Genomic DNA, 26112 nt, shown 5'->3' on the forward strand with positions numbered 1-26112 from the left:
GTCAGTCACCTGCCTGCATGAGACCGCCGCGGCGCCGCATCAGGAGTGCGGTGAACGCCATGGACAGGACGAACAGCACCAGCGCCACCACACAGGCCGAGCCGTAGTCGAAACGCTGGAAGCCGAGGTTGTACACGAGCTGGGGGAGGGTCAGCGTGGACTTGTCGGGGTAGCCGGGCTCGAACATCGTGCCGGCGCCCTGGATCACGCCCGAGGCGACCTTCCCGGCGATCAGTGGCTGGGTGTAGTACTGCATCGTCTGGATCACGCCGGTGACCACGGCGAACATCACGATCGGCGAGATGTTCGGCAGGGTGACGTAGCGGAAGCGCTGCCAGGGCGAGGCGCCGTCCAGCTCGGCGGCCTCGTACTGCTCGGTGGGCACGTCGAGGAGCGCGGCCATGAAGATGACCATCAGGTCGCCGACGCCCCACAGGGCGAGCAGGGTCAGGGCCGGCTTGGACCAGGTGGGGTCGTTGAACCAGCCGGGCGCGGGGATGCCGGTCTTCTCCAGCAGGGAGTTGACCGGGCCGGTGCCGGGGTTGAGCAGGAAGGCGAAGGCCATGGTCGCCGCCACCGGCGGGGCCAGGTAGGGCAGGTAGAACAGGGTGCGGAAGACGCCCGTGGCCGTCTTGATCTTGGTGATCAGCAGGCCCACGCCGAGCCCGAACGCGACCCGCAGGGTGACCATGATCACCACCAGCCACAGGGTGTTGCGCAGGGCCGGCCAGAACAGCGGGTAGTTCTCGAAGACGTACGTCCAGTTCTTCGCGCCGCTGAACACCGGCGCGTTGAAACCGTCGTAGTGCATGAACGAGAAATAGACGGTGGAGAGCAGCGGGTACGCGAAGAAGACCGCGAATCCGATCAGCCAGGGCGACATGAAGGCGAGGGTCTTCAGTGCCGCGCGGCGGCGTTTGGACGCCAGGGTGAGAGTGGTCATCGCTTTCCTACTCCGCCTGCGCGATGTCCGTGTCGATCTGGTGGGCCGCCTTCTCCAGGCCGGCCTTCAGGTCCTTCTGCTTGCCGCTCTCGTAGTCGTAGCCGAGCTGCTGGATCGTGACCAGGTACTGGCCGCCGTTGATGGAGGCGGGCGTGGTCGTCGAGTTCGTGTCGCCCGCGATGTCCAGGAACGTCTTGAAACGCGGGTCGTACTTCAGCTTCGGGGACTTCAGGGCGGCGAGGGTGGAGGGCACGTTGTGGATGTCGTTGGCGAATCCGACCACCGCGTCGGTGTCCGTGGAGATGTACTTCACGAACTCCCAGGCCGCGTTCTGCTTGTGGCTGGTGGCGGCGATACCGGTGATGGTTCCGGTGATGTAGCCCTTGCCGTACTGGCTCTCCTGGTCGTCGGGGACGGGCAGCGGCGCCACGCCGACCTCGAACTTCGGCTTGGCCTCCTCGGCCATGCCCAGGCGCCACTCGCCGTCGAGCTGCATGGCCACCTGGCCGGTGTGGAAGGGATGCCTGGGGCCCCACTCGTCACCGAGGGTGGCACGGAACTTCTCCAGCTTCTGGAACCCGCCGAGTTCGTCGACGAGCTTCTTCTGGAAGGTGTAACCCTTTTCGAAGGCGGGGTCCTTCGCGACGTTCGACTTGCCGTCCGTGTCGAAGTACTTCGGTGAGAACTGCGCGAAGAGGTGCTCGGTCGTGGACTCCCAGCCGTGGTAGGTCGGCATGAAACCGAGCTGCTTGTAGCCGTCCCCGTCGGGGACCGTCAGCTTCTTGGCGTCCGCCTCGAACTCGGACCAGGTCCTCGGCGCCCGCCCGATCCCCGCCCTGTCGAACGCCGTCTTGTTGTAGTAGAGCCCGTACGCGTCACCCAGCAGCGGCGCCGTGCAGCGCTTGCCGTCGAACTGCGTGTACTCGTTCATCGCCTTCGGGAAGGTCTTCTCCGGGTCGACGCCCGCCTTCTTGAAGAAGGGGTTGAGGTCGACCAGCGCACCCGAGGAACAGAACTTGCCCACGTTGTTGGTGGTGAAGGAGGAGATCACGTCCGGCGCCTTGTCGCCGCCGGTGCGCAGCGCCTGGTTCATCTTGTCGTCGGTCATGTTGCCGACGACGTTGACGTGGATGTTGGGGTGCGCCTTCTCGAAGCCGTCGATCAGCGACTGGACGGCCTTCACCTCGTTCGGCGCGCTCCAGGCGTGCCAGAAGTTGATCGTCGTGTCTTTCGAGGCGTCGTCGTTCGCGCCGGATTCCGGCTGGCCCGTACAGGCGGTGGCGAACAGCGCGATGGAGGCGGAGGCGGCGAGCGCGAGGGCCGCTTTCCGGGACACTTCGGGCATGGCTGGATCTCCCTGGGACGGGCGGGGCGGTGAGGAAGGGGGACGGAGCGGAAGCAGGGGGACGCGGGGACGGCGGGAGGGGCGCGGGGGTCAGCGTGAGGTGTCGAAGACTTCGTCACGGGTGGCCGCGAGCGCGCTCTCCAGCGCGCCGCGCAGCACGGGGCGTTCTCGTACGTCGCCCACCACCAGGCGGGGCCGGGAGGCGGCCAGTTCCTCCAGCTCGGCCTGGACCAGGGCGCGCAGCACCTCGCCGCCGGCGGTGAGCGCGCTGCCGCTGAGCACCACCAGCTCGGGGTCGAGGACGGACACCAGGGAGGCCAGGCCGGTGGCGAGCCGGGTCGCGTACTGGGTCAGGAGTTCCCGGTGCGGGCCGCCCGCGTGATCGGCGGCGCGGGCGACGAGTTCGGCGGCGGCCTCGGCGTACGGGCCGGAGGGCAGGTCCTCGATGGCGAGCCGGCGGGCCAGCTTCGGCACGACCTGCGCACCGGCCAGGTCCTGGAAGCCGCCGCTGTTGGCCTTGGTGACCTGGCGGAACAGGGGCGCGCCGGGAACCGGCAGGAAGCCGACCTCGCCGGCGCCGCCGGTCCAGCCGCGGTGCAGTCTGCCGCCGAGGACCAGTGCGGCGCCGAGGCCCTCCTGGTTCCACAGCAGCACGAAGTCCTGGTGGCCGCGGGCCGCGCCCAGGCGCTGCTCGGCGACGGCGACGAGGTTGACGTCGTTCTCGTACTCCACCGGCATCGGCAGCGCGGCGGCCAGCTCGTCGAGGATCGTGGGGGAGTGCCAGCCGGGCAGGTGGGAGGCGTAGCGCAGGCGGCCGGTGCCGGGGTCGAAGGCGCCGGGGGTGCCGATGACGAGGCGGTGGACGTCGGCGCGGGCCACGCCCGCCGCCTTCACCGCACCGTCCAGCGCGTCGGTGACCTGCCGTACGACCGGCTGGGACGGGTGCCGGCCGGGGGTCGGCAGGTGGAACTCGCCGACGGTGCGGCCGGTGACGTCGGCGACCGCGGCGCGGATGCGGTGCGGGTTGACGTCGAGCCCGGCCGCGTACGCGGCGGCCGGGTTGACCGAGTACAGCTGCGCGTTCGGTCCCGGCCGGCCCTCGCTGGTCCCGGTCGCCAGGACCAGCCCGGCGGCCTCCAGGCGCGCCAGCAGCTGCGAGGCGGTCGGCTTGGACAGCCCGGTGAGCTTGCCGATGCGGGTGCGCGACAGCGGCCCGTGCTCCAGCAGCAGGTCGAGGGCGGCCCGGTCGTTCATGGCGCGCAGGACACGCGGGGTGCCCGGTGTGCCGGTGGTCCCTGCCATGCGTCTCGCCCCCCTGCACTGGAAGATCACCGAGGATCACTGTTAGGAAAGTTTACTGTTCGAGTGCCAGGAACCTAAGCCCGGGATGAAGGGGGCGTCAAGGGTGGGCGGACGGGAGGCAACGGACTCGTTATGTGCGGGGGCTTCGGAGGTGGTTTCAGCGGGTGGCTCCGGGGATCCCCGGGGAGGGCCGGAGGTGCGGCTGCGGAGGACCCGGGACGCCCCTGGGCTTCTGCCCCCACCCCGGCCCCGCGGCCGTCCCGGCCCCGCCGGACCCGTCCCCTGGACCCGCCCCCGGACCCGACCCGCGGCCGTGCCCCTACTTGCCGGCCGTCTGCTGCGGCGGGACCGGTGCGGCCGCCCTGGTCTCCGAGGACGCCGGTTCGGAGTGCACCGACGGGGCGGCGACCGCCGCCATCGGGTCGGGGGCCGACTCCTCGTCCACCGGGGCCGTCGCACCGCCCACGATGCGGATGTCGGCCGCGTCGAAGGCGCGCTTGACGCGCCAGCGCAGCTCCCGCTCGACGGCCGTCGACTTGCCCGGCATCGTCTTGGCCGAGACCCGCACCACCATGGAGTCGATCAGCACGCTGTCCAGGCCGAGCACCTCGATTGGGCTCCACAGCAGCTCGTTCCAGGGCTCCTCCTTGCCCATCTTCTCCGCGACCTCGCTCAGCGTCGCCTTGAGCCGGTCCAGGTCCTCGCTCGCCTTGACGGTCACGTCCACGCCCGCCGTCGCCCAGCCCTGGGACAGGTTGCCGATGCGCTTGACCTCACCGTTGCGGACGTACCAGATCTCACCGTTGTCGCCGCGGAGCTTGGTCACGCGCAGGCCGACCTCGATCACCTCGCCGGAGGCGACGCCCGCGTCGATCGTGTCCCCGACGCCGTACTGGTCCTCCAGGATCATGAAGACGCCGGAGAGGAAGTCGGTGACCAGGTTCCGCGCGCCGAAACCGACCGCGACACCCGCCACACCGGCGGACGCCAGCAGCGGGGCCAGGTTGATCTGGAACGCGGACAGCACCATCAGCGCGGCGGTGCCCATGATCAGGAAGCTCGCCACCGAACGCAGTACCGAACCGATCGCGGCGGAGCGCTGCCTGCGCCGCTCGGCGTTCACCAGCAGACCGCCCAGCGCGGTGCCGCTCGCCTGCTGCGCGGTGCGGTTCATCCGATCGATCAGCTTGGTGATGGCCCGCCGGACCACCACGCGCAGCACGCTCGCCACCACCAGGATCAGCACGACCCGCATGCCGACCGCCAGCCACGTGGACCAGTTCTGCTCGACCCAGCTCGCGGCCTGGTTCGCGCTCTCCTGGGCGTCCTGGAGCGTGGGCACCGTCACCGAGGGCGACTCCGAGGGGGACGGCGACGGCGACGAACCGGCGGCGGCCGGCAGGACGGCGGACAAGGACACGGCAGGTACCTCCAGGTGCGTCCGCCCGCCGGCGCCGCGATCCGAACGCGGCGGTCGATATCGTCTGGGTCACGAAGAGGTCACCGGACGGGCAGGGCAACCACACTAACGGGGCACGGTGTGCGGGTTCCCGTGAAGTTTCGAGGAGGATCCCGTGGGCAAGGCGCGCACCCCGCTCTGATCAGGCCGTGTGGGCGAACCGTGATCCGGGGGATGTATGAGGTGTGGTCGAAAACACTCCCAGCCCGTTACCGGGACATGGTGGCGCGTTCACCAGGCATGAGGGGAGACTGACTGCAGATCGTCCCGGCGCGAGCCACGCGCCGCCGGCGTACAAGGAGGCCCCTGTGCCGCATGTCCTGGTCCTCAACGCGTCGTACGAGCCCCTCGGCGTCGTACCGCTCCGCCGCGCGCTCGTCCTCGTGCTGGAGAACAAGGCAGTCTGCCTCGAGGAGTCCGGCGCCCATCTGCACAGCGCGACCGTCACCGTCCCCGCACCCAGCGTGGTCCGGCTCAAGCGCTTCGTGCGGGTTCCCTACCGGGGGCCCGTTCCACTGACCCGCAGGGCGCTGTTCGCGCGCGACGGCGGCCGGTGCATGTACTGCGGCGGCGTCGCCACCAGCGTCGACCACGTCATCCCGCGCTCCCGCGGCGGCCAGCACGCCTGGGACAACGTGGTGGCCTCCTGCCGCCGCTGCAACCACGTCAAGGCCGACCGCCACCTCGTCGAACTGGGCTGGCGCCTGCGGCACAAGCCGGCCCCGCCCACCGGTCTGGCCTGGCGCATCATCGGCACCGGGCACCGCGACCCGCGCTGGCTGCCCTACTTGCAGCCCTACGGCGCGGACGACGCCCTGGCCCGGATCGACGGCATCTCCGCCTGACGAACCGGGCCTTCGCGTCTTCGGAGGCCGTACGGCCGGCCGGGCGGCTCACGCCGGTCGCACCCGCTGCGGACAGCCGCCCGCTGACCGCCGGGGCGGGTCCGGGCGGTGAAAGCCCGGGCAGGGAATGGTGGCGCTATGCCGTGTTTGCCCGGGCAAGGGTGGTGGGGAATGTGACCAGGAGCACGTAGTTCGCATTGGTGCGCCTGCCCTCGCGCGCACTGGGTAGGGCTGCGGTAATCCGCTCGATGCCGCACCTCGAACAAGGAGACCCCCCGTGACCGCACCCGCCCACCTTCTGCTCCCGGCCCTGTCCGACACCGCCCTGTCCGGCCCGGCCGGGCCGGAGGCCGCCCTGCCCAAACCCGGGGCGGAGCCGGCCCCCGGGCACCGGCCGCCCGCCGACCACCGCCCGGACGCGTCCACCCCGGACGACCTCCACCTCGACGAGCCGCAGACGGACGCCTTCACCGACGTCTTCACCTCGGAGGCCGCCTACGCCGAGGCCCCCCTCACCAGCGAGCCGCCGCTGCCCGACGCCGAGCCGCTGACCAGTGAGCCCCCCTTCGCCGAGGCCGCGCCGCTGACCAGCGAGTCCACCGCCGACACCGACCCCTGCGGCGCGGAGCGGTAGATGACAGCGCCACGGCCGGCCGAGCCCTCCGGGGAAGACGACCTCACCCGGCTCGCAGCGCTGCACGGCGTCGCCACCTCCTACAGCCCCTCACCGGGGCGCACGGTGGCCGCCTCGACCGCCGCCGTCGTCGCGGCGCTGGCCGCCCTGGACGTCGACGCGAGCGGCCCCGCGGCGACCCGCGCCGCGCTCGCCGCCCGCACGCGCGAACTCCGGGAACGCCTGCTGCCCCCCACCGTCGTCTCCTGGAGCGACAGCGGCCCCGCGCAGGCCCTCACCGCGCTGCCGGCCGGCACCCGCCTCGCCGTCGTCACCGAGCAGGGCGAGACCCGCCGCACCGCCGACGGCCTCCCGCCGGGCGTCCACCGCCTCACCGCCACCGCCCCCGACGGCCGCACCGGCGAGTCCCACCTGATCGTCGCCCCGCCCCGCCTCCCCACCCCGCCCGAACGCTCCTACGGACTGCTCGTCCAGCTCTACTCCCTGCTCTCACGGCGCTCCTGGGGCATGGGCGACCTGGGCGACCTCGCCGAGCTGAGCGGCTGGGCCGGACGGGCCCTCGGAGCCGGTTTCGTGCAGGTCAACCCGCTGCACGCGGCCGTCCCCGGCACCCCCACCGACCCCTCGCCCTACCGCCCCTCCTCCCGCCGCTTCCCCGACCCCGTGCACCTGCGCGTCGAGGACGTCCCCGAGTTCCCCTACGCCACCGGCCAGGCGGACCGCGACCGGCTGGGCGCCCTGCGGGAACAGGCCGAACGGCTGCGCGCCGACGTCCTCGGCAAGGGCGCCCTGATCGACCGGGACGCGGTGTGGGACCTCAAACGCCAGGCCCTGGAAATACTGCACCGGGTACCGCTGGGCCCCGGCCGCACCGCCGCCTACGACGCCTTCCGCGCCCGCGAGGGCCGGGCACTGCGGGACCACGCCACCTGGTGCGCGCTCGCCGAGGTGCACGGCCCCGACTGGAGCCGGTGGCCCGAGGGGCTCAGGGACCCCCGCTCGGCCGACACCGCCCGCGCCCGCGCCGAACTGTCCGACCGCGTCGACTTCCACACCCGCCTCGCCTGGCTCACCGACGAGCAGCTCACCGCCGCCCAGCGCACCGCCCGCGAGGCGGGCATGCCGATCGGGATCGTGCACGACCTCGCCGTGGGCGTGCACCCCGGCGGGGCCGACGCCTGGGCGCAGCAGGACCACTTCGCCGCGGGCATGTCCATCGGCGCGCCCCCCGACGCCTTCAACGCGCGCGGCCAGGACTGGGGCCTGCCGCCGTGGCGCCCCGACCGTCTCGCCGCCTCCGGCTACGCCCCGTTCCGCCGCCTGCTGCGCGCCCTGTTCCGCTCCGCCGGCGCCCTGCGCATCGACCACGTCATGGGTCTGTTCCGGCTGTGGTGGGTCCCGCAGGGCCGCCCGCCCACGGAGGGCACGTACGTCCGCTACGACGCCGAGGCGATGCTCGCGACCCTGGTGCTGGAGGCCTCGCGGGCGGGGGCCGTGGTGATCGGGGAGGACCTCGGCACCGTCGAGCCCGGCGTGCGCGAGACCCTGGACCGGCGGGGCGTGCTCGGCACGTCCGTGCTGTGGTTCGAACGGGACTGGGACGGCGACGGCCGCCCCCTGCCGCCCGAGCGCTGGCGGGCCGACTGCCTGGCGACGGCCACCACGCACGACCTGCCGCCCACCGCCGCCCGCCTCACCGGCGAGCACGTCGCACTGCGCCACCGGCTCGGCCTGCTCACCCGCTCGCTGGAGGAGGAACGCGCGGAGGCGGCGGCCGACGCGGCGGAGTGGCTGGCGCTGCTGGGCGAACTGGGCCTGCTCCAGGAGACCGGGCAGGACGGTCACCAGGCCGGATACCAGGCCGGCGGCCAGGCCGGTCACCACGCCGGGGACGGGACCGCTGACGGGGGCGGGGCGGAGAAGGAGGCCGGGGCGGAGGCTCGTATCGAGGCCGGGATCCGGGCCGTGCACCGCTTCCTGCTGCGCACCCCGGCCCGGATGGTCGGCCTCTGGCTGCCCGACGCCGTCGGCGACCGGCGCCCGCAGAACCTCCCCGGCACCTGGTACGAGTACCCGAACTGGCGGCTGCCCGTCGCCGACGCCGAGGGCCGGCCCGTGACGCTGGAGGACCTCGCCGCCGCACCCCGCCTGCACGCGCTGACGGACGTGCTGCGCGCCGGGACCACGGGCACGGCAGCAGGAACGGGAGCGGACGGGGGAGCGCGCGGTACGGCGGGCGCGGAGGGGTGAGCGCGGGGGCGCGCGGACAGCGGCCGTGTCCATACGGCACCCCGGACGCGCGCCCCGTTCCGGCGTTCGCTACTTTTGCATCGTGGACAAGAAGAACGCCCTGCGCGCCGGCACCCTGGCGGCCGGTACGACGCTGATGATGCTGCTCATGTCGTCCCCCGCGCTCGCGGTGACCCGCGACGACGGTGACGACCCCGGCAAGGGTCTGGGCGTCGCCGAGACGCTGGGGCTCTTCGTCGGTATCCCGCTCGCCCTGTTCGTGATCATCGCGGGTCTGGTCATGGTGCTGGACAAGTCCCGCAAGCAGCAGAGCACCAGCCGGAACGTGAACGTCAAGGCCTGACGCCCACCTCCGGACACGGTCCGCCCGGGACCTGCTGGTCTTCCACCGAGGGCGCCCGTCCCGCCCCGCGTACGCAACGCCGTACCGGGGCGGAACGGGCGCCCTCCGTGCGTTCTTCCACCCCGGCCGGCAGGAGCGGGGAGCCGGCACAGGCAGGGAGCCGGCAGGGCCGAAGCCGTCAGGGGAGGGGCTGGGAGCCGGCACAGGCGGGCAGCAGGCAGGACCGAAGCCGTCAGGGGCTGGGAGCCGTCAGGTACCGCTGCACGGTGGGCGCCAGCCACGCCAGGACCTCCTCGCGCGCCAGTGCGACCGCCGCCGGGATGCGCAGGACGTAGCGGGTGAGGGCCAGTCCGAGCAGTTGCGACGCGCACAGGGCCGCCCGCGCGGGCACCTGCTCGGGATCCGGGCACAGCGCGCGGGCGACCGGCAGCAACTGCTCCCGGAACACACGCTGCAACCGCTCGGCCCCGGCGGCGTTCGTGACCCCGACCCGCAGGATCGCCGTCAGTTCGCCGTTCTCCTCCCACAGCGCCAGGAAGTGGGAGACGAGCGCGTGGCCGGCCTCGTCGCGGTGCAGCGCCGACGGGTCCGGCAGTCGCAGGTCGACGGAGACGGCCGCCGCGAACAGGCTCTCCTTGTTGCCGTAGTAGCGCATGACCATGGACGGGTCGATCCGCGCGTCCTTGGCGATCGCCCGGATGGTGGCCCGCTCGTACCCGTCCGCCGCGAACCGTGTTCGCGCGGCGGCGAGGATGGCGGCACGGGTGGCATCGGACCGCCGGGCGGGGGCAGGCGCGGGAGCCGGTGCGGGCTTGTGGGTGCCGGGGGTGGCTGTGGTGCCGGCGGTGGTCGTGGGACCAGAGGTGGTCGTGGTGCCAGGGGTGGTCTTGGTGTCGGGGGTGGGGGCGGGCGAAGCGGCGGGGCCGGGTGAGGCTTGGCTAGGCATGCCAACAAACGTAGGCCAACAGGCGTATCGCCAACAAGCGCAGGCCAACGCTCGTGCGCCGACAAGTGCCGGCCCACCCGCGCAGGCCTGCGATCGCGCGCCGACAAGTGCCGGCCCACCCGCGCAGGACTACGGCCGTGCGCCAACGAGTGCTGGCCCACCCGCGCAGGCCAACGGCCGTGCGTCAACGAGCGCCGGCCCCGGCGTGTAGGTCGATGGCTGCGCGTGTGCCCGTAAATGTTGCCCCGCAGGCGCAGGCCTATGACCGCGTGCCCACAAGTGCTGGCCCCCAGGCGCAGGCCTACGGCGGTGTGCCCATACGCGCGGCCAACGGGCGTACGCCAACGAGTGCGGGCCAACCGGGCGTACGCCGACGAGCGCAGGCCAACAGACGTAGGCCAACAGATGTAGGCTAACGGGCGCAGGCCAACAAGTGCAGGTCAACCGGCGTACGCCAACGAGTGCAGGCGACAAGTGCAGGCCAACACCCGTATGCCTACAAACGTAGGCCCACAAATGTATGCCAACACCTGTTGACGCTCTCTCGTCTCGGAGTTACCTTGACAGTGGACGTCAGTCAACAACTGTTGGCCTACGCGTAGCCTTCGAGGAGGCCTCGATGAACCCTCACGCCTCTCCGGCCGCTCCTGCCTCTCAGGCATCTCAGGCGTCTCAGGCATCTTCTCCGGCCTCGCCGACCCCTCCGGCCTCTCCCGTGAACGCTTCCGTGATCGTCGTCGGCGCCGGCCCCACCGGGCTGCTTCTGGCCGGTGACCTCGCCGCCGCCGGGGTGCCCGTCACCCTCGTCGAGAAGCGCCCCCACCGGATCAGCAACCTCTCCCGCGCGTTCGTCCTGCACGCCCGCACCCTCGAAATGCTCGACGCCCGCTGCCTCGCCGACCGCCTGGAGGCCGTCGGCCGCCCCCTGGACCGGCTGGAGCTCTTCGGCCGGCTCGCCATCGACCTCAGCGGCCTGCCCTCCCGCTACCGTCACGTCCTCGTCCTGCCGCAGTACGAGGTGGAGAAGGTGCTGGAGCGTCGCGCGGCAGAGAACGGGGTGGACTTCCGCTACGAGACCGAGGTGACCGGGCTGTCCCAGGACGCGGACGGCGTCACCGTGGAGGTGCGGGACGCCGACGGGCGGACCGCGGCGCTGCGGGCCGCGTACGCGGTGGGCGCGGACGGGATGCGCAGCGCGGTGCGGGCGGCGGTCGGGCTGCCGTTCCCGGGGCGGTCGGTGATCCGTTCCGTCGTCCTGGCGGACGTACGGCTGGCCGAGCCGCCCGAGACGCTGCTGACCGTGAACGCAGTGGGGAACGCCTTCGCCTTCCTCGCGCCGTTCGGCGACGGCTACCACCGCGTCATCTGCTGGCGCCGCGACCGTGACGTGCCCGACGACACGCCCGTCGGGCTCGACGAGGTCAAGGAGATCACCCGGCTCGCCCTGGGCCGCGACTTCGGCATGCACGACGCCCGCTGGACGTCCCGCTTCCACAGCGACGAGCGCCAGGCGCCCGCCTACCGCGTCGGCCGGGTCCTCCTCGCCGGGGACGCCGCCCACGTGCACAGCCCCGCCGGCGGCCAGGGCATGAACACCGGCCTGCAGGACGCGGCCAATCTCAGCTGGAAGCTCGCCCAGGTCGTCACCGGCCGCGCACCCGACGCGCTCCTGGACACCTACCAGGCCGAACGCCACCCGGTCGGCAGGGCCGTGCTGCGCAGCAGCGGCGGCATCGTGCGGCTCGCCATGGCCAGGCGTCCCTGGACCCGGGCGCTGCGCGCCGCGCTCGTCGCCGTTCTCGACGCCTTCCCGCCGGCCCGCCGGCTGGCCGCCGGTCAGGTCACCGGGATCGCCTTCCGGTACCGCGCGCCGCGCGGCTCCCACCGCCTCGTCGGGGTCCGGGCCCCGGACGTGGCGCTGGCCGGGGGCGGCCGGCTCTACGAGGCGCTGCGCGGCGGCCGCTTCGCCCTCGTCACTCCGGACGCCCATGAGGCGGGGGAGGGCCGCGCCGGGCGGCTCGCCGTCGCACGCTGGGCGAGCGGACGCCGTACGGCCCTGCTGGTCCGCCCCGACGGCTACGTGGCCTGGGCGGCGGACACGGCCGACCCGGCCGCGATCGAGGCGGCGCTCGCCGCCCACGTGGGGTGACCGGCAGGGGCATCACAACGGGGCGCCGCCCCTCTCCGTCCCTCTCCTGCACCTTTCAGGCGGGCTGAAAGGAATGCTCGAAAAGATTCGATGGACCTGACAGGTCGGTCGCTGTCACGGTGGGCTCGTCGTCCTGGCCCCGCACAGCGAAAGGACCCACGTGGCCGAAGTCCTGCACCGGACCACACCCACCTCCGCCTCCGGCACCTCCGCCTCCGGCACCTCCGCCTCCGGCACCCCTGCCCCCAATCCCGGCACCGCCGCCCCCGGCACTCCCGCCCCGCCCTCCGGCGCCCGCGCCCCCAGGCCGGTCGCCCTCGGCGTCGCGCTCGCCGCCCTCGCCACCGTGGTCTGGGCGGGCAGCTTCGTCACCTCCCGGGCGCTGCACGACAGCGTGCCGCCCGTGCAGCACGCCTTCTGGCGCTGGGTCGTGGCGCTCGTCGCCGTGGCCCCCTTCGGCGCCCGCGCCGCCTGGCGGCAGCGCGCGCTGATCCGCCGCCACCTGCGATTCGTGCTGCTGGCCTCCCTGCTCGGCGTCACCGTCTACAACACCCTGGTCAACCAGGCCGGACTGACCACCCCGGCCGCCAACATGGGCATGATCATGGCGGCCTCCCCGGTGCTGATGGCGGTCCTCGAACGGGCGGGCGGCGTACGGCTCGGCGCGCGCCGGGTCACCGGACTGCTGACCGCGTGTGCGGGTGTGGTGCTGCTCATCGGCGGAGGCGGCGCGGCGTCGTTCTCCGCCGGGGACCTGTGGATGATCGCGGCGGCCTGTTCGTTCGGTTCCTACAGCGCCCTGCTGCGCCGCCGCCCGGCCGAACTGGCCGGTGCCGCCTTCCTGTTCACCACGTTCCTGTTCGGCACCGTCATGCTGCTGCCCGTGCAGGTGGCCAGCTTCGCCGTCCAGGGCGGCTTCGACGTCCGGCCCGGCACGGTCCTGCCCCTCCTCTACGTCGGTGTGCTGTCCTCCGCCGTCGCCTTCTTCTCCTGGAACAAGGCGATCTCCCTCGTCGGACCCACCCGCGCCGGACTCGTCTACTACGTCCAGCCGGTCTGCGTGGCCCTGTTGTCCTGGGCGCTGCTCGGAGAGGCGGTCGGCCCGTTGCAGGCGCTGTGCATGGCGCTGATCCTGGGCGGTGTCGTCCTCGGGACCGCCTCGCGCCGCTGAGGCCCGCGGTGGCGCCGCCCGCCCCGGCCCCGGCGTATAGGTTGCCGCCATGGCCGAGTGGGAGATCCGGAAGCTGCGCATCCTGCGGACGCTGGGGGAGCGGGGGACCGTGACGGCGACGGCAGAGGCGCTGCACATGACCCCGTCCGCCGTTTCCCAGCAGCTGACCAACCTGGCGGCCCAGCTCGGGGTGCCGCTCCTGGAGGCGCAGGGACGGCGGGTGCGGCTCACGGACGCGGCCCGGCTCGTGCTCCGGCATGCGGAGGCGGTGTTCGAGCAACTGGAGCGCGCGGAGGCCGAACTGTCCGCGTACGCGCACGGGGAGACCGGCGAGGTGCGGGTCGGGGCCTTCTCGACCGCGGTGCCCGCCCTCGTCGTGCCGGCCGCGCGGGCGCTGCGGGCGACGCACCCGGGGGTGACCGTGCGGGTGCGGGAGGCGGAGGCGGGCGAGGCGTACGACCTGCTGGCCGCCGGCGAGGTGGACCTCGCGCTGTCGCTGGCCGCGCACGCGCCGACCCCGGTGGACCCGGGCTTCACCCGGGTGCCGCTGCTCGCCGACCCGCTCGACCTCGCCCTCCCGCCGGACCACGCGCTGGCCGCGGCGCCCCGGGTGCGCCTGGCCGACCTCGCGGCCGAGGCGTGGATCTTCGGCGGCAGCGGCCCCTGGTCGGACATCACGCGGACGGCCTGCGAGGCCGCCGGGTTCAGCCCGTACCAGGGGCACTCGGCGGCCGGGTGGACCGCGATCCTGGCGATGGTGGAGGCGGGCATGGGCGTGGCGCTCGTGCCCCGCATGGCGGCCGTGCGCCGGGACGGGGTCGTGATGCGCGCCCTGGGCGCGGACCGCCCGTACCGGCACGTGGTCGCGGCCCTGCGGAAGGGAGCGCGGGACGCGCCCGCACGCAGGACGGTCCTGGCGGCCCTGCGGACGGCGGCCGCCGGCCTCACCGGCGAGGAACAGCCGGCCTGACCCCCGGACGACCGCGGCCCGGCCGCACCGGCACCGGCACCCGGCAAGGGGGCGAAACTCGAACCGGGCGTCCCACCGGCAAGAGAGCCCCACCCCAGACGGGGCGTCGCCCCGGCCCAGACCAGGCGCCCCCTCCCCGCATGCCGTGCCGGGGCGTCGTACCGGCAAGGAGGGGGGCGCCCGGCCGAGACCGGGCGCTCCCCGCATGCCGTGCCGCGCGTACGGCGCGGTACCGCGCCTGTCGCGCCGCCGCTACTTGGCGGCCGCGTCCGCCGCCTGGGCCTTCAGCGAGCGCTCGACACCCGCGCGCGATTCGGAGACCAGCCGGCGCAGGGCCGCGTTCGGGGCGGCGGAGGCCAGCCACTCGTCGGTGCGGCGCAGCGTGTCCTCCTCGACCTGGACCGCCGGGTACAGGCCGACCGCGATCTGCTGGGCCATCTCGTGGGAGCGGGAGGCCCAGATGTCCTTGAGCACCTCGAAGTACCGCTCGGTGTACGGCGCCAGCAGCTCGCGCTGGTCGGTCTGGACGAAGCCCGCGATGACCGCCTCCTGGACGGCGTTCGGGAGCTTGTCGGAGTCGACGACCGACGCCCAGGCCTCCGCCTTGGCCTCCTCGGTCGGCCGGGCGGCGCGGGCGGTGGCCGCGTGCCGCTCACCGGCGGCGGTCCGGTCCCGCTCGTACTCGCCGGCGATCTCCGCCTCGTCGAACCGGCCCACCGCCGCGAGCCGCTGCACGAACGCCCAGCGCAGCTCCGTGTCGACGGCCAGGCCCTCGATGGTCTGCGTGCCCTCCAGCAGGGCGTTGAGCAGGTCGAGCTGCTCGGGGGTGCGGGCGGTCGCCGCGAAGGCGCGCGCCCACGCGAGCTGGTGGTCGCTGCCCGCCTCGGCGGCGCGCAGGTGGGCCAGCGTGGCGTCGGTCCAGCGGGTGAGCAGGGCGTCGCGGGCGGCCGGGTCGGCGTACAGGTCGATGGCCAGCTTCACCTGGCGGTGCAGCGACTGCACCACGCCGATGTCGGACTCCTTGCCGATCCCGGACAGCACCAGGGACAGGTAGTCGCGGGTGGCCAGCTCGCCGTCGCGGGTCATGTCCCAGGCGGAGGCCCAGCACAGGGCGCGCGGCAGCGAGGACGCGAAGTCGCCGAGGTGCTCGGTGACGAACGCCAGCGACTGCTCGTCCAGGCGGACCTTGGCGTAGGACAGGTCGTCGTCGTTGAGCAGGACGACCGCCGGACGGCGCCGGCCGGCCAGCTGCGGTACGGCGGTCAGTTCGCCGTCCACGTCCAGCTCGATCCGGCCGTCCTCGGCGCGCACCAGCTTGCCGCTCGCCTCGTCGAGGTCGTACAGGCCGATCGCGATGCGGTGCGGGCGCAGCACCGGCTCGCCCTTGGCGCCGGCGGGCAGCGCGGGGGCCTCCTGGCGGACGGCGAAGGAGGTGATGACCCCGTCCGCGTCCGTCTCGATCCGCGGGCGCAGGATGTTGATACCGGCCGTCTCCAGCCACTTCTTCGACCAGGTCTTCAGGTCGCGCCCGGAGGTCTCCTCCAGGGCGCCCAGCAGGTCGGACAGGCGCGTGTTGCCGAAGGCGTGCCGCTTGAAGTACGCCTGCACGCCGCGGAAGAACTCGTCCATGCCGACGTACGCCACCAGCTGCTTGAGGACGCTGGCGCCCTTGGCGTAGGTGATGCCGTCGAAGTTGACGAGGACGTCGTCCAGGTCGTTGATGTCCGCCATGATCGGATGTGTGGAGGGCAGCTGGTCCTGCCGGTAGGCCCACGTCTTCATGGAGTTGGCGAACGTCGTCCACGAGTGCGGCCAGCGCGAGCCGGGGGCGTGCGCCTGGCAGGCGATGGAGGTGTAGGTGGCGAACGACTCGTTCAGCCACAGGTCGTTCCACCACTCCATGGTGACCAGGTCGCCGAACCACATGTGGGCCAGCTCGTGCAGGATCGTCTCCGCCCGCACCTCGTACGCCGCGTCGGTCACCTTGGACCGGAAGACGTACTGGTCGCGGATGGTGACCGCGCCCGCGTTCTCCATCGCGCCCGCGTTGAACTCGGGCACGAAGAGCTGGTCGTACTTGGCGAACGGGTAGGCGTAGTCGAACTTCTCCTGGAACCAGTCGAAGCCCTGCCGGGTGACCTCGAAGATCGCGTCCGCGTCGAGGAACTCGGCGAGCGAGGGCCGGCAGTAGATGCCCAGCGGCACGGACTGCCCGTCCTTCTCGTACGTGCTGTGCACGCTGTGGTACGGGCCGACGATCAGCGCGGTGATGTACGTCGAGATGCGCGGCGTCGGCTCGAACACCCAGACGTTGTCCTGCGGTTCGGGGGTGGGCGAGTTGGACACGACGGTCCAGCCCTCGGGCGCCTTCACGGTGAACTGGAAGGTGGCCTTCAGGTCCGGCTGCTCGAAGGAGGCGAAGACCCGGCGGGCGTCCGGCACCTCGAACTGCGTGTACAGGTACGCCTGGTCGTCGACCGGGTCGACGAAGCGGTGCAGGCCCTCACCGGTGTTGGTGTAGGCGCAGTCGGCGACGACCCGCAGGACGTTGCGGCCCTGGAGCAGGCCGGGCAGGGCGATGCGGGAGTCCTTGAAGACCTCCGCCGGCTCCAGCGCGTCGCCGTTGAGGGTCACCTCGTGGACGGCCGGGGCGATCAGGTCGATGAAGGACTCGGCGCGGTCCTCGGCGACGTCGAAGCGCACCGTGGTCACGGACCGGTAGGTACCGCCCTCCTGCGCGCCGGAGAGGTCGAGATCGATCTCGTACGAGTCAACGGTGAGCAGCTTCGCCCGCTGCTGCGCCTCTTCGCGAGTCAGGTTTGTGCCAGGCACGCGGTCATCTCCTCGTGATGTGTGGATTGCGTCATCCTTCCATGCGACCCGCGCCCGACGCGACGACCGATTTCCGCCGGTGGACGGCGTTCGAACAGGCGAGCCTGGAGGCATGACGACAGCGGAAGCGACGCGAGAAGTGGAAGAGCGGGCGGTCGGACGCGCCCGTGCCATCGGCCCGGCCGTGCTGGCCGGACTGCGGGAGCGGGACGACGCCGGACGCCCGGCGGCGCCGTTCACCGACGAGGAGGGCGGTGCGCCGCTGCGCTGCTGCCTGCGCAGGAGCGCGCCGGGCGAGGTGATCGCGCTGGTCAGCTACGCGCCGCTGCGGCGCTGGGCGGCCGAGACGGGCGCCGCGCCGGGGGCGTACGACGAGCAGGGGCCCGTCTTCGTCCACGGGCGCGAGTGTGCGGGGCCGCAGGGCGCGGACCTTCCCTTCACGAACGCGCATCGGGTGGTGCGCCGCTACTCGGCCGGGGGGCGCATCCTGGGCGGGCGGCTGGTGGAGCCGGGCGCCGCGCACCTCGGCGCCGCCATCGCGCAGGCGTTCGACGATCCGGACGTGGCACTGGTCCACGTCCGGGCCGTCGAGTACGGCTGCTTCCTCTACGAGGTGCGCAGGCCCTGACGCCGGGGCGGGCGGCCGGCCGGTCAGCCCTTCAGCTCGGCCGCCACCAGCTCCGCGATCTGCACCGCGTTCAGGGCCGCGCCCTTGCGCAGGTTGTCGTTGGAGATGAACAGCGCCAGGCCGTTGTCCGCCGTCTCGTCGCGGCGGATGCGGCCGACGTAGGACGGGTCCTGACCGGCGGCCTGCAGCGGGGTGGGGATGTCGGAGAGGGCGACGCCCGGGGCGCCGGACAGCAGCTCGGTGGCGCGCTCCACGCTGATCGGACGGGCGAAACGGGCGTTGACCTGGAGGGAGTGGCCGGAGAAGACCGGTACGCGCACGCAGGTGCCGGAGACCTTCAGCTCCGGGATCTCCAGGATCTTGCGGGACTCGTGGCGGAGCTTCTGCTCCTCGTCGGTCTCGTTCAGGCCGTCGTCGACGAGGTTGCCGGCGAAGGGCAGCACGTTGAAGGCGATCGGGCGCTTGTAGACGGACGGCTCGGGGAAGTCCACGGCCGCGCCGTCATGGGTCAGCTTGTCGGCGTCCGCGACGACCTTCTGGGTCTGGCCGTGCAGCTCGGCCACGCCCGCGAGGCCCGAGCCGGACACCGCCTGGTAGGTGGCGACGACCAGGCCCTCGAGCCCGGCCTCGGCGTGCAGCGGCTTCAGCACGGGCATCGCGGCCATCGTCGTGCAGTTCGGGTTGGCGATGATGCCCTTGGGGCGGTCCGCGACGGCGTGCGGGTTCACCTCGGAGACCACCAGCGGCACGTCCGGGTCGCGGCGCCAGGCCGAGGAGTTGTCGATCACCACGGCGCCCTGCGCGGCGACCTTCTCGGCCAGCGCCTTGGAGGTGGCGCCGCCCGCAGAGAACAGCACGATGTCCAGGCCGGTGTAGTCGGCGGTCGACGCGTCCTCGACCGTCACGCCGTCCAGGACCGTCCCCGCCGAGCGGGCCGAGGCGAACAGGCGCAGCTGTGTGAGCGGGAAGTCGCGCTCCGCGAGGATCCTGCGCATGACCGTGCCGACCTGACCGGTGGCTCCGACGATTCCGACCCTCACGGTGTCTCCCTTGGCGTGTGCTGTACGTGCGTGTGCCGTGCGTGTCGCCCGGCCGCGGCCTTTCCATCATGCGGCCGGCCCCGGCCCGGGTGTCCACTTCTTTGCGCCGCGTGCCCGCCGGCGTCCCGCCGAAAGGGACGAGTCCGGCAGCCGCGCGGTTGCGGTTCTGCGGCGCTCACCCCGGGTGAGCTGCAGAAATTCGTCCGCCCGGGCGCGCGGACCGCAAGCTGTGCTGCTCCGTGCCTGCCCGTGCGATCCGGCCGTATACGGCGATGTGACGTACGCAACGGCGCGGGCGGCCGGGGGACGGACGGCCGGGGCGGCCGGGCTGGCGAGGGCGGCGGCCGGGAACGGCCGGGAACGGCGAAGGGCGGGCGCCCGCACGGACGCCCGCCCTCCCCGACCGGTCCCACTGGTCCCGGGCCCACTGGTCCCGGGCCCCACTGGTCCCGGGCCCCACTGGTCCCGGGCCCCGCCGGTCCTACCGGTCCGACCGGTCCCGGTGGCCGCCGCGGCCACCGGCACCGGTCGCCGTGGTTACGGCAGGACCTTGCCGATCTTCACGCTGCCGGTGCCCGCGACGGTGCCCCGCGCGTTCACCAGCTGCACCTGCCCGAAGAACTCGCGTCCCTCGGGCGCCTGCGCCGCGGCGGTGACCTGGCCGGTCACCGTCGCCGACGCCCCGGTGCCCAGCTTGACCGCCGCCGACTCGTCCACCGACACGGTGCCGAGCGCGGCGGAGAAGAACACGTCCCGGTAGTCGTACGCCGTGGAACCGGAGGGCACCGAGTACGCGGTGACCTCCACGGTGTACGTGCCGGCCGCCGGCGAGGCGATCGACACCGACTCCTCGGAGTCGCCGTCCGCGGACTTCGCGACCTCCTTGCCGCTCGCGTCGTAGACGACCAGGTCCAGGTCGGCCGACTTGTCCGAGACCCCGCCGATGGCGACGTCGAGCGACTTGGCGCCCTCGGGGACGGTCACGGTCGTGGTCTGCTTCTCACCGTTGCGCACGGTGGGCCGGTCCGACTTGGCGGAGCCGAGGGGACCGCCGGCCAGCCTGCCGTCCAGGGCGGCGTAGGCGTTGGTCACCTTCCAGGAGGCGGTGACCGGCGTGCCGGCCTTCGCCTCGGGCACGGTCACGGTCTGCGGGTCGAAGGACGCGCCCAGGACGGCGACGTCCAGCCGGTAGGGGTTGTCGAGCAGCGGCGAGGTGCGGCGCGCCTCGACCTCGACCTCCCACACGCCCGGCTGCGGGTCGGCGTAGGAGCGGACGTCGGGCCTGCAGCCGTTGCCGTCGAGGTAGTTGTTGTAGCAGTAGGGCGTCGAGGTGTTGTCGACCGGGACGCCGTAGGGGTGGACGGCGATGAAGCGGGTCTGGCTCTTGTCCTTCAGCCCGCCGATCGCGACCTCCAGCGACTTGGCGCCCTCGGGCACGGTCAGGAAGTAGGAGCGGGTGCTGTTGCGCTCCACCGAGGACGTGTCGGAGTAGGTGTACCGGACCGGGTCCGCGACCACGACGGTGGTGAGGATCTGCCGGTCGACGCCGGTGGTGAAGGGGTCGTCGACCTCCAGGATCGCGCTCTTGAGGCCCGCCGAGCGGGGAGCGGCCTGCACCTTGACGGTCACCGGCTCGTTCAGCGGCAGGCGCACCAGGGGCGAACCGACGACACGGAAGGTGTGGTCGGCGTTGTTCGCGATGCGCAGCGTGTGCCACACCGCCCGGTCCGGGCCGGAGGTGCGGGTGACCGTGATGTCGTAGGTCTTCTGCTGGCCCGCCTTCAGGCCGCCCTCGCGGTCGTAGAGGCCGGTGCCGTAGCCGGGGGTCTTCAGGGCTTGGTCGATCGCGGTGTCGACCGGGGCCCGGACCGTGTACTCGTGGGCGTCGGCGCCGCGGCGGATCGCGTTCCAGGCGTCCACGACGTCGATCCGGCCGGCGCCCTCCTCGTAGGCCTGGGCGCCCGGGATGTGGTGGGCGGTCGAGGTGAGCGCGGTGCGCAGCTTCGCCGGGGTCAGGTCGATGTGCTGCTGCCTGGCGGCGCTCAGCAGCAGCGCGGAGGCGCCGGTGGCCTGCGGGGAGGCCATCGAGGTGCCCTGGAGCATCGAGTAGCCGGCCGGCAGCGGGTAGCCCGCCTCGGCGACCGGGGAGCCCGGCAGCCAGGTCTGGGTGGTGTTGATCGCCGCGCCGGGGGCGACCAGCGTGGGGGTGAAGCCGCCGTCCTCACGCGGGCCGCGCGAGGAGAACGGCATCATCGCGTACCGCGTCCGCACGGCGGAGCCGTAGTTCGCGGCCCAGGTCTCCTTGGAGATGCCGGCGCCGACCGAGATCACCTTGTCGGCAAGGCCCGGGTCGCCGATGGTGTTGGCGCCGGGGCCGGAGTTGCCCGCGGAGATGACGAGCTGGACGCCGTAGGTGTCGATCAGACGGGTGTACAGCTCGGCGCGCGCGTTGTTGCCGTCGTTGAGCGCCGGCAGACCGCCGATGGACATGTTGACGATGTCGACACCGCGGTTCGCGACGAGGTCGATCATGCCCTCGGTGAGCGCCACGTTGGTGCAGCCGCCGCTCCAGGTGCAGGCGCGCGAGGAGACGATCTTCGCGCCGGGGGCCGCGCCGTTCATCTTCCCGCCGAACAGGCCGTTGGCGGCGGTGATGCCGGCGACGTGGGTGCCGTGCTCGGACTCGATGACGCCGATGTTGACGAAGTCGGCCTTCTTGCCGGTCCAGGACCCGCCGTAGGGGTCCATCGGCACGTCCTTGCGGATCTGCACGACGAACGGCTGCCGCTCGACGACGTCCGTCTTCGGGTCGTCGGTGCCGAAGTAACCGACCTGGAAACCGTCCTTGTACGGCTTCATCGGCGTGTCGTCGGTGAAGTCGTTGTTGTTGTTCAGGTCGACGCGGACGGTGCCGGCGGCCGGGTCGTACAGGACGCCCCAGGAGTCGGTGGTGTCGCCGTCGCGGTTCGCGTCGCCCTTGGCGTCGCCGCCCGCGGTCGCGGACTCCTTGAAGGTGCTGATCTCGTACGAGCCCGCCGGGGCCTTCCAGCTCTGGCCGCCGTAGGTGAAGGCCGGCCCGGAGACCGGGTTGACCATCGGGCGCCAGGTGGCGTCGCCGTCGATGATCGGGTCGGTCGCGGTCACCCAGTCGACGATCTTGCGCTCGCCGGTGGTGGTCCGCTGGAGCGCCGGGTGGCCGAGGTCCACACCGGAGTCGAGGATGCCGATGGTGACGCCCCGGCCGTCCGCCTGCGCGTCGCGGCGCACGAAGTCGACGGCGCCCGTCTCGAAGGACGGGTTGTACGGGTTGGCCGCGGGCGTGTTCCTGCCGGGCGCGGGGTAGGCGGCGCTGTCGCCCTTGCCCTGCCCGCCCTTGCCCCGCGCGCTCTCGCCCGGCGCGTCCTGGGCGGTGCCCGCGTCCGGTGCCGGGTCGTCGAGCGGTATCTCCTGGCGCAGGTCGATGGCGTGCACCGAGGACAGCTTCTCGGCTGCGCTGATCACCGAGTCGGCCGCGGCGGTCGGCACGGTCGCGCGGACGTAGCCGAGCCCGTCGTGGGTGAGACCGACCGAGCCGCCCCTGACCGCGTCCAGTTGCCGGGTGACCTGCTCGGTCTTCCCGGGCGCGGTCGCGATCATCATCGTGACGTTCTTGGCGCCGTCGGCCTTGGCCGTGGCGAGCAGGCCGGCGTCGTCGGCGCCGAGTTTCGCGCTCGCCGGCCGGACGGCCGGACCGGAGGGGACGGGGCCGCCGTCGGCGGCGGCGGCCAGGGGCAGCGGTCCGGCCGCGCAGAGCGCGGCCACCACGCCGGTGGCCGCGGCGATGCGGGCCAGGCGTCTGGCGCCCGGGGCGCGGGGGGAGTCGGAGGTCATCGGCATCCCTTGTCGGTGGAGGAACCAGGCGGGGTGCGACCGGTTGTGATCGCAGTCGTCCGGAAATCGGTGCCGGACGATCGCTCAGCTTTACCCAAGAGGACAATGTTTGGGGAGAGTTGACCGAGGCGGGATGGACGCATGGCGCAATCCCGCCATGCGCCACGGCGGACACCAGGCGGCAAAGCGCCCTTTTCCGCCACATGTCGAGGGCCGGTGAACGCGCATGGTGGCGGCCCGCGTTCGCACGGTGCCCGCCGAAGGAGCCCGTGCGCCCGGTCCCCCTGCCGTCCCTTGACGATCCGGACAGGCGCACCGCACCGCCCGGGCACCCCCCGCAGCCTCTTCGCCGCCCCCCCGGCAACCACCCCGCCACCGGCCCGCGTCCGCCCACCCCGCGTCCGCCCCCGCGCGCCCCGCCGGGCCCGAACGGCTCCCGAACGGCCCCCGGCGCTCCGCCCGCTGCCGTAACGTCTCCCCATGCGTGAGGAGTTGCGGGTGGCGGCCTACGCCGTGTGTGTGCGGGACGGACGGATGTTGCTGGCCCGCTGGGTCGCGCGGGACGGCGCCCGCCGGTGGACCCTGCCCGGCGGCGGCATGGAACACGGCGAGGACCCCTACGACACCGTGGTCCGCGAGGCCGAGGAGGAGACCGGGTACGCCGTCGAGCCGGTCGCCCTGCTCGGCCTCGACTCCATCCGGCGCACCTACCCGCGGCCCCTGGGCAGCCACGCCGACTTCCACGGGCTGCGCATCGTCTACGAGGCCCGGGTCACCGGCGGCGACCTGCGCCACGAGACCGGCGGCTCCACGGACATGGCGGCCTGGCACGACCTGGACGCGGTGCCGGAACTGGAGCGGGTCGGCCTGGTCGACGTCGGCCTGCGGCTGTGGCGGGAGCGGCCGGCCGCGGGACGCGTGGCACCGGAACCGTCCGGCGGGGCGTGAACGGCCGGATGTCGCTCAACCGGGTCACCGCCCGGCAACCGTCCCGCCCGGTCCCCGGTCCTTGAGCGCGAACCGGTCGGACGGCGGAGAGGGGAAGACGATGTCGGTACGGGCGGGCCTTGCGGGGACGGCGGCCCTGGTGCTGGCGGCGGTGGCGGCGGGACCCGCGGTGGGGGCGCCGGCCGCGCCGGACGGCCACGGCCGCCACGAGGCGACCCGCGCGGCGGTCCGGGCCGCCGTCGCGGACGGCGTGCCCGGCGTGACGGCGACCGCGCGGGACCGCTCGGGCACCCGGAACATCACCGAGGGCGTCGGCGACCTGCGCACCGGCGCCCCGCGCGGGGCGCACGACCGCTACCGGGTGGGCAGCATCACCAAGACCTTCACGGCCACGGTGCTGCTCCGACTGGAGGCGGAGGGACGGCTGTCGCTGGACGACACGGTGGACCGGTGGCTGCCCGGCGTGGTGCGCGGCCACGGCCACGACGGCCGCCGCATCACCCTGCGCCAACTGCTCAACCACACGAGCGGCGTCTACAGCTACACGGCCGACGAAGGCTTCGGCCGTGCCCATTTCCTCAAGGACGGCTTCTTCGCGCACCGCTACGACACCCTGCGGCCCGAGGACCTGGTGCGGATCGCCATGGCCCACCGGCCCGACTTCGCCCCCGGCACCTCCTGGCAGTACTCCAACACCAACTACGTCCTGGCCGGGATGGTGATCGAGCGGGTGACGGGGCACTCCTACGCCCACGAGATCCGCGAGCGCATCCTGCGGCCCCTGCACCTGACGGCCACGTCGCTGCCCGGCACCCGGGTCACCGTCGCGCACCCGAGCGGCCGCGCCTACTCCAAGCTGTCGGACAAGACGACGGGACCGGTGTACGACGTCACCGAACTCAACCCCTCCCTCGCCTCCTCGGCGGGCGAGATGGTCTCCGACTCCGCCGACCTGAACCGCTTCTACACGGCCCTGCTGCGGGGGCGGCTGCTGCCGCCGCGGCAACTGGCGGAGATGCGGACCACGGTGCGCACCGGCAGTCCCGGCATCGGTTACGGGCTCGGCCTGATGGACCGCCGGCTCTCCTGCGGCGTCCACGTGTGGGGGCACGACGGCGGCATCCACGGCTCGTCCTCGGCGGCGACGACCACCGCCGACGGCCGCCACGCCCTGGCCTTCAACTTCAACGGCGACTGGGCGGGCGACGCCGACGCGGTCGTGGAGGCGGAGTACTGCGGCCGCTGAACGGTCCCGGCGCCGGCGCGGCGGGGTCACGGACGCCGTCCGTGACCCCGCTCCCCCCTCCCGCGCCGCCGCCCCGACGGCCTACCGCGGCAGCACCACCACGTACGCGGCCGGATCGCGGTCGGCCGCCGCCATCAGGGCCGTGCGGACCACCGTCGCCTGCTGCTCCATCGCGTCGCGCAGCTTCCTGGGCGTGATGTGGACGACCGTGATGCCCAGCCGCTCCAGGTGTTCGCGCTTGCGGGCGTACTCCGACCAGAGGGAGTCCTCGTCGGGGCGGCCCTGGAGCGGCGCGCGGGTGTCCAGTTCCAGGGCGACCGCCTGATCGGGCCAGTACGCGTCCAGGCCGCCCAGGTGCGGACCGCCGGGCAGGCGCAGGTCCACGTTCCACACCGGGTCGGGCAGGCCGTGCTCCTCGACCATCCGGTACAGCCGGTCCTCGGCGATCGAGCGGCCCTCGGCGAGCAGCGAGTCCACCGCGTCGACCACGTACGGGCGGGTCAGCAGCCGCGCGGCGGTCAGGGCGCGGACCACCGCGGCCGGCTCGCAGTGCCCGCCGCGCACCGCCTCCGTCAGCAGCCGCTGCACCGCGACCGCGTCCCGCGACTGCGCCACCGCGTCCGCCAGGGCACGCGGCACCGGGGCCACCGGGACGCCCGTGACCACCTCGGGGACGGGCGGCTCGGCCGTGCGGACCACCCGCGCGCAGCCCGTCGAGCGCAGCCGCCGCAGCCGCGGCACCAGCACGTCGATCTTCTCCAGCGCGAGCAGGGCGGGCGCGGCCGAGAAGCCGTGCAGGGTGAGGGCGGCCAGTCCGGTGATCATCACGTCCGGGTGGGCGGGGCGGTGCGGTTGCCGCGCGGTCGGCTGGGCCGGCACCCCGGGCGCCGGGCGCGGCACGGGTCCGCGCGTCGCGTACAGGAGCACGGCGCGCAGGCGCTCCTCGCCGGTCGGCGGGCCCGGATGGAGCAGGTAGACGCCCGGCAGGAACTGCTGCCAGGGCCCGCCGGCCCGGCACTGCTCGGTCGTCTCGGCCGCCGACACGCCGTGGGCGCGGAGCTGGGCGGTGGTCAGGACCCGGCGGTGCGCCTCGGCCAGGTGGCTCAGGGGGCGGGGGGAGAGCGGGGTGTCGTGGTTCATGTCCCGGGACGTTCCCGTACCCGGCCCGCCCGCTAACCGCTGTTACACACC

The 26112-nt window shown here is 73.3% G+C and carries 19 protein-coding genes; 10 read left to right on the top strand and 9 right to left on the bottom strand.

Annotation, left to right across the window (positions count from 1 at the left end; all coding sequences use genetic code 11):
• Position 1 precedes the first annotated feature (1 nt).
• The 4 genes from IG64_RS24165 to IG64_RS24180 form a co-directional block, all read right to left on the bottom strand.
• Positions 2 to 943, bottom strand: coding sequence for a carbohydrate ABC transporter permease (locus IG64_RS24165; RefSeq protein WP_037859779.1), 942 nt, complete (start codon positions 941 to 943; stop codon positions 2 to 4).
• Positions 944 to 950: 7 nt separating this feature from the next.
• Positions 951 to 2288: an ABC transporter substrate-binding protein gene (locus IG64_RS24170; protein WP_037859780.1), complete on the bottom strand. Its 1338-nt coding sequence runs from the start codon at positions 2286 to 2288 to the stop codon at positions 951 to 953.
• Positions 2289 to 2378: 90 nt separating this feature from the next.
• A complete protein-coding gene (locus tag IG64_RS24175) occupies positions 2379 to 3590 on the bottom strand; it encodes an ROK family transcriptional regulator (RefSeq protein ID WP_037859781.1) in 1212 nt (403 codons plus the stop codon).
• Positions 3591 to 3909: 319 nt separating this feature from the next.
• A complete protein-coding gene (locus tag IG64_RS24180) occupies positions 3910 to 5010 on the bottom strand; it encodes a mechanosensitive ion channel family protein (RefSeq protein ID WP_037859784.1) in 1101 nt (366 codons plus the stop codon).
• A 347-nt stretch (positions 5011 to 5357) separates the two neighbouring features.
• Between IG64_RS24180 and IG64_RS24185 the strand changes: the two genes are divergently transcribed.
• The 4 genes from IG64_RS24185 (at position 5358) to IG64_RS24200 (ending at position 9121) form a co-directional block, all read left to right on the top strand.
• Positions 5358 to 5894, top strand: coding sequence for an HNH endonuclease (locus tag IG64_RS24185; RefSeq protein ID WP_037859785.1), 537 nt, complete (start codon positions 5358 to 5360; stop codon positions 5892 to 5894).
• Between the two features lie 355 nt (positions 5895 to 6249).
• Positions 6250 to 6528, top strand: a complete 279-nt coding sequence (locus tag IG64_RS24190) for a hypothetical protein (RefSeq protein ID WP_051813302.1) — start codon at positions 6250 to 6252, stop codon at positions 6526 to 6528.
• A complete protein-coding gene (gene malQ, locus IG64_RS24195) occupies positions 6529 to 8778 on the top strand; it encodes a 4-alpha-glucanotransferase (RefSeq protein WP_037859789.1) in 2250 nt (749 codons plus the stop codon).
• Between the two features lie 82 nt (positions 8779 to 8860).
• Complete coding sequence (locus IG64_RS24200; RefSeq protein WP_037859790.1) at positions 8861 to 9121, top strand: hypothetical protein; 261 nt, start codon at positions 8861 to 8863, stop codon at positions 9119 to 9121.
• 232 nt (positions 9122 to 9353) lie between these two features.
• Here IG64_RS24200 and IG64_RS24205 read toward each other — a convergent pair whose 3' ends face one another.
• The gene (locus IG64_RS24205; RefSeq protein WP_078884192.1) at positions 9354 to 10067 is read right to left on the bottom strand and encodes a TetR family transcriptional regulator; all 714 of its coding nucleotides are present in this window, start codon (positions 10065 to 10067) and stop codon (positions 9354 to 9356) included.
• Between the two features lie 619 nt (positions 10068 to 10686).
• On the opposite strand from IG64_RS24205, the gene IG64_RS24215 reads away from it, so the two are divergent.
• The 3 genes from IG64_RS24215 (at position 10687) to IG64_RS24225 (ending at position 14357) form a co-directional block, all read left to right on the top strand.
• Positions 10687 to 12216 carry an FAD-dependent monooxygenase gene (locus IG64_RS24215; protein ID WP_078884193.1) on the top strand — a complete coding sequence of 510 codons (1530 nt, stop codon included), beginning with the start codon at positions 10687 to 10689 and terminating at the stop codon, positions 12214 to 12216.
• Between the two features lie 160 nt (positions 12217 to 12376).
• A complete protein-coding gene (locus IG64_RS24220) occupies positions 12377 to 13387 on the top strand; it encodes a DMT family transporter (RefSeq protein WP_078884194.1) in 1011 nt (336 codons plus the stop codon).
• Between the two features lie 49 nt (positions 13388 to 13436).
• Positions 13437 to 14357, top strand: a complete 921-nt coding sequence (locus IG64_RS24225) for a LysR family transcriptional regulator (RefSeq protein WP_037859793.1) — start codon at positions 13437 to 13439, stop codon at positions 14355 to 14357.
• Positions 14358 to 14609: 252 nt separating this feature from the next.
• Here the strand turns inward: IG64_RS24225 and pepN are convergent, their stop codons facing one another.
• Complete coding sequence (pepN, locus tag IG64_RS24230) at positions 14610 to 17189, bottom strand: aminopeptidase N (RefSeq protein WP_037859794.1); 2580 nt, start codon at positions 17187 to 17189, stop codon at positions 14610 to 14612.
• Positions 17190 to 17301: 112 nt separating this feature from the next.
• Here pepN and IG64_RS24235 point away from each other — a divergent pair, with 112 nt between their 5' ends.
• On the top strand, positions 17302 to 17817 hold the full coding sequence (locus IG64_RS24235; RefSeq protein WP_051813298.1) for a DUF1203 domain-containing protein: 516 nt from the start codon (positions 17302 to 17304) through the stop codon (positions 17815 to 17817).
• Between the two features lie 23 nt (positions 17818 to 17840).
• Here the strand turns inward: IG64_RS24235 and IG64_RS24240 are convergent, their stop codons facing one another.
• Positions 17841 to 18857 carry an aspartate-semialdehyde dehydrogenase gene (locus tag IG64_RS24240; RefSeq protein WP_037859798.1) on the bottom strand — a complete coding sequence of 339 codons (1017 nt, stop codon included), beginning with the start codon at positions 18855 to 18857 and terminating at the stop codon, positions 17841 to 17843.
• Between the two features lie 537 nt (positions 18858 to 19394).
• On the bottom strand, positions 19395 to 22727 hold the full coding sequence (locus tag IG64_RS24245) for a S8 family serine peptidase (protein ID WP_037859800.1): 3333 nt from the start codon (positions 22725 to 22727) through the stop codon (positions 19395 to 19397).
• 480 nt (positions 22728 to 23207) lie between these two features.
• Between IG64_RS24245 and IG64_RS24250 the strand changes: the two genes are divergently transcribed.
• Complete coding sequence (locus IG64_RS24250) at positions 23208 to 23675, top strand: NUDIX hydrolase (protein WP_037859802.1); 468 nt, start codon at positions 23208 to 23210, stop codon at positions 23673 to 23675.
• A 100-nt stretch (positions 23676 to 23775) separates the two neighbouring features.
• A complete protein-coding gene (locus tag IG64_RS24255; protein ID WP_037859805.1) occupies positions 23776 to 24921 on the top strand; it encodes a serine hydrolase domain-containing protein in 1146 nt (381 codons plus the stop codon).
• An 81-nt stretch (positions 24922 to 25002) separates the two neighbouring features.
• Here the strand turns inward: IG64_RS24255 and IG64_RS24260 are convergent, their stop codons facing one another.
• Positions 25003 to 26061 (bottom strand): hypothetical protein, encoded by a 1059-nt coding sequence (locus IG64_RS24260; protein WP_037859807.1) that lies wholly within the window; start codon positions 26059 to 26061, stop codon positions 25003 to 25005.
• Positions 26062 to 26112: the final 51 nt, after the last annotated feature.

It is taken from the genome of Streptomyces sp. NRRL S-340 (assembly GCF_000720185.1).
In the GTDB taxonomy this organism is placed as follows: domain Bacteria; phylum Actinomycetota; class Actinomycetes; order Streptomycetales; family Streptomycetaceae; genus Streptomyces.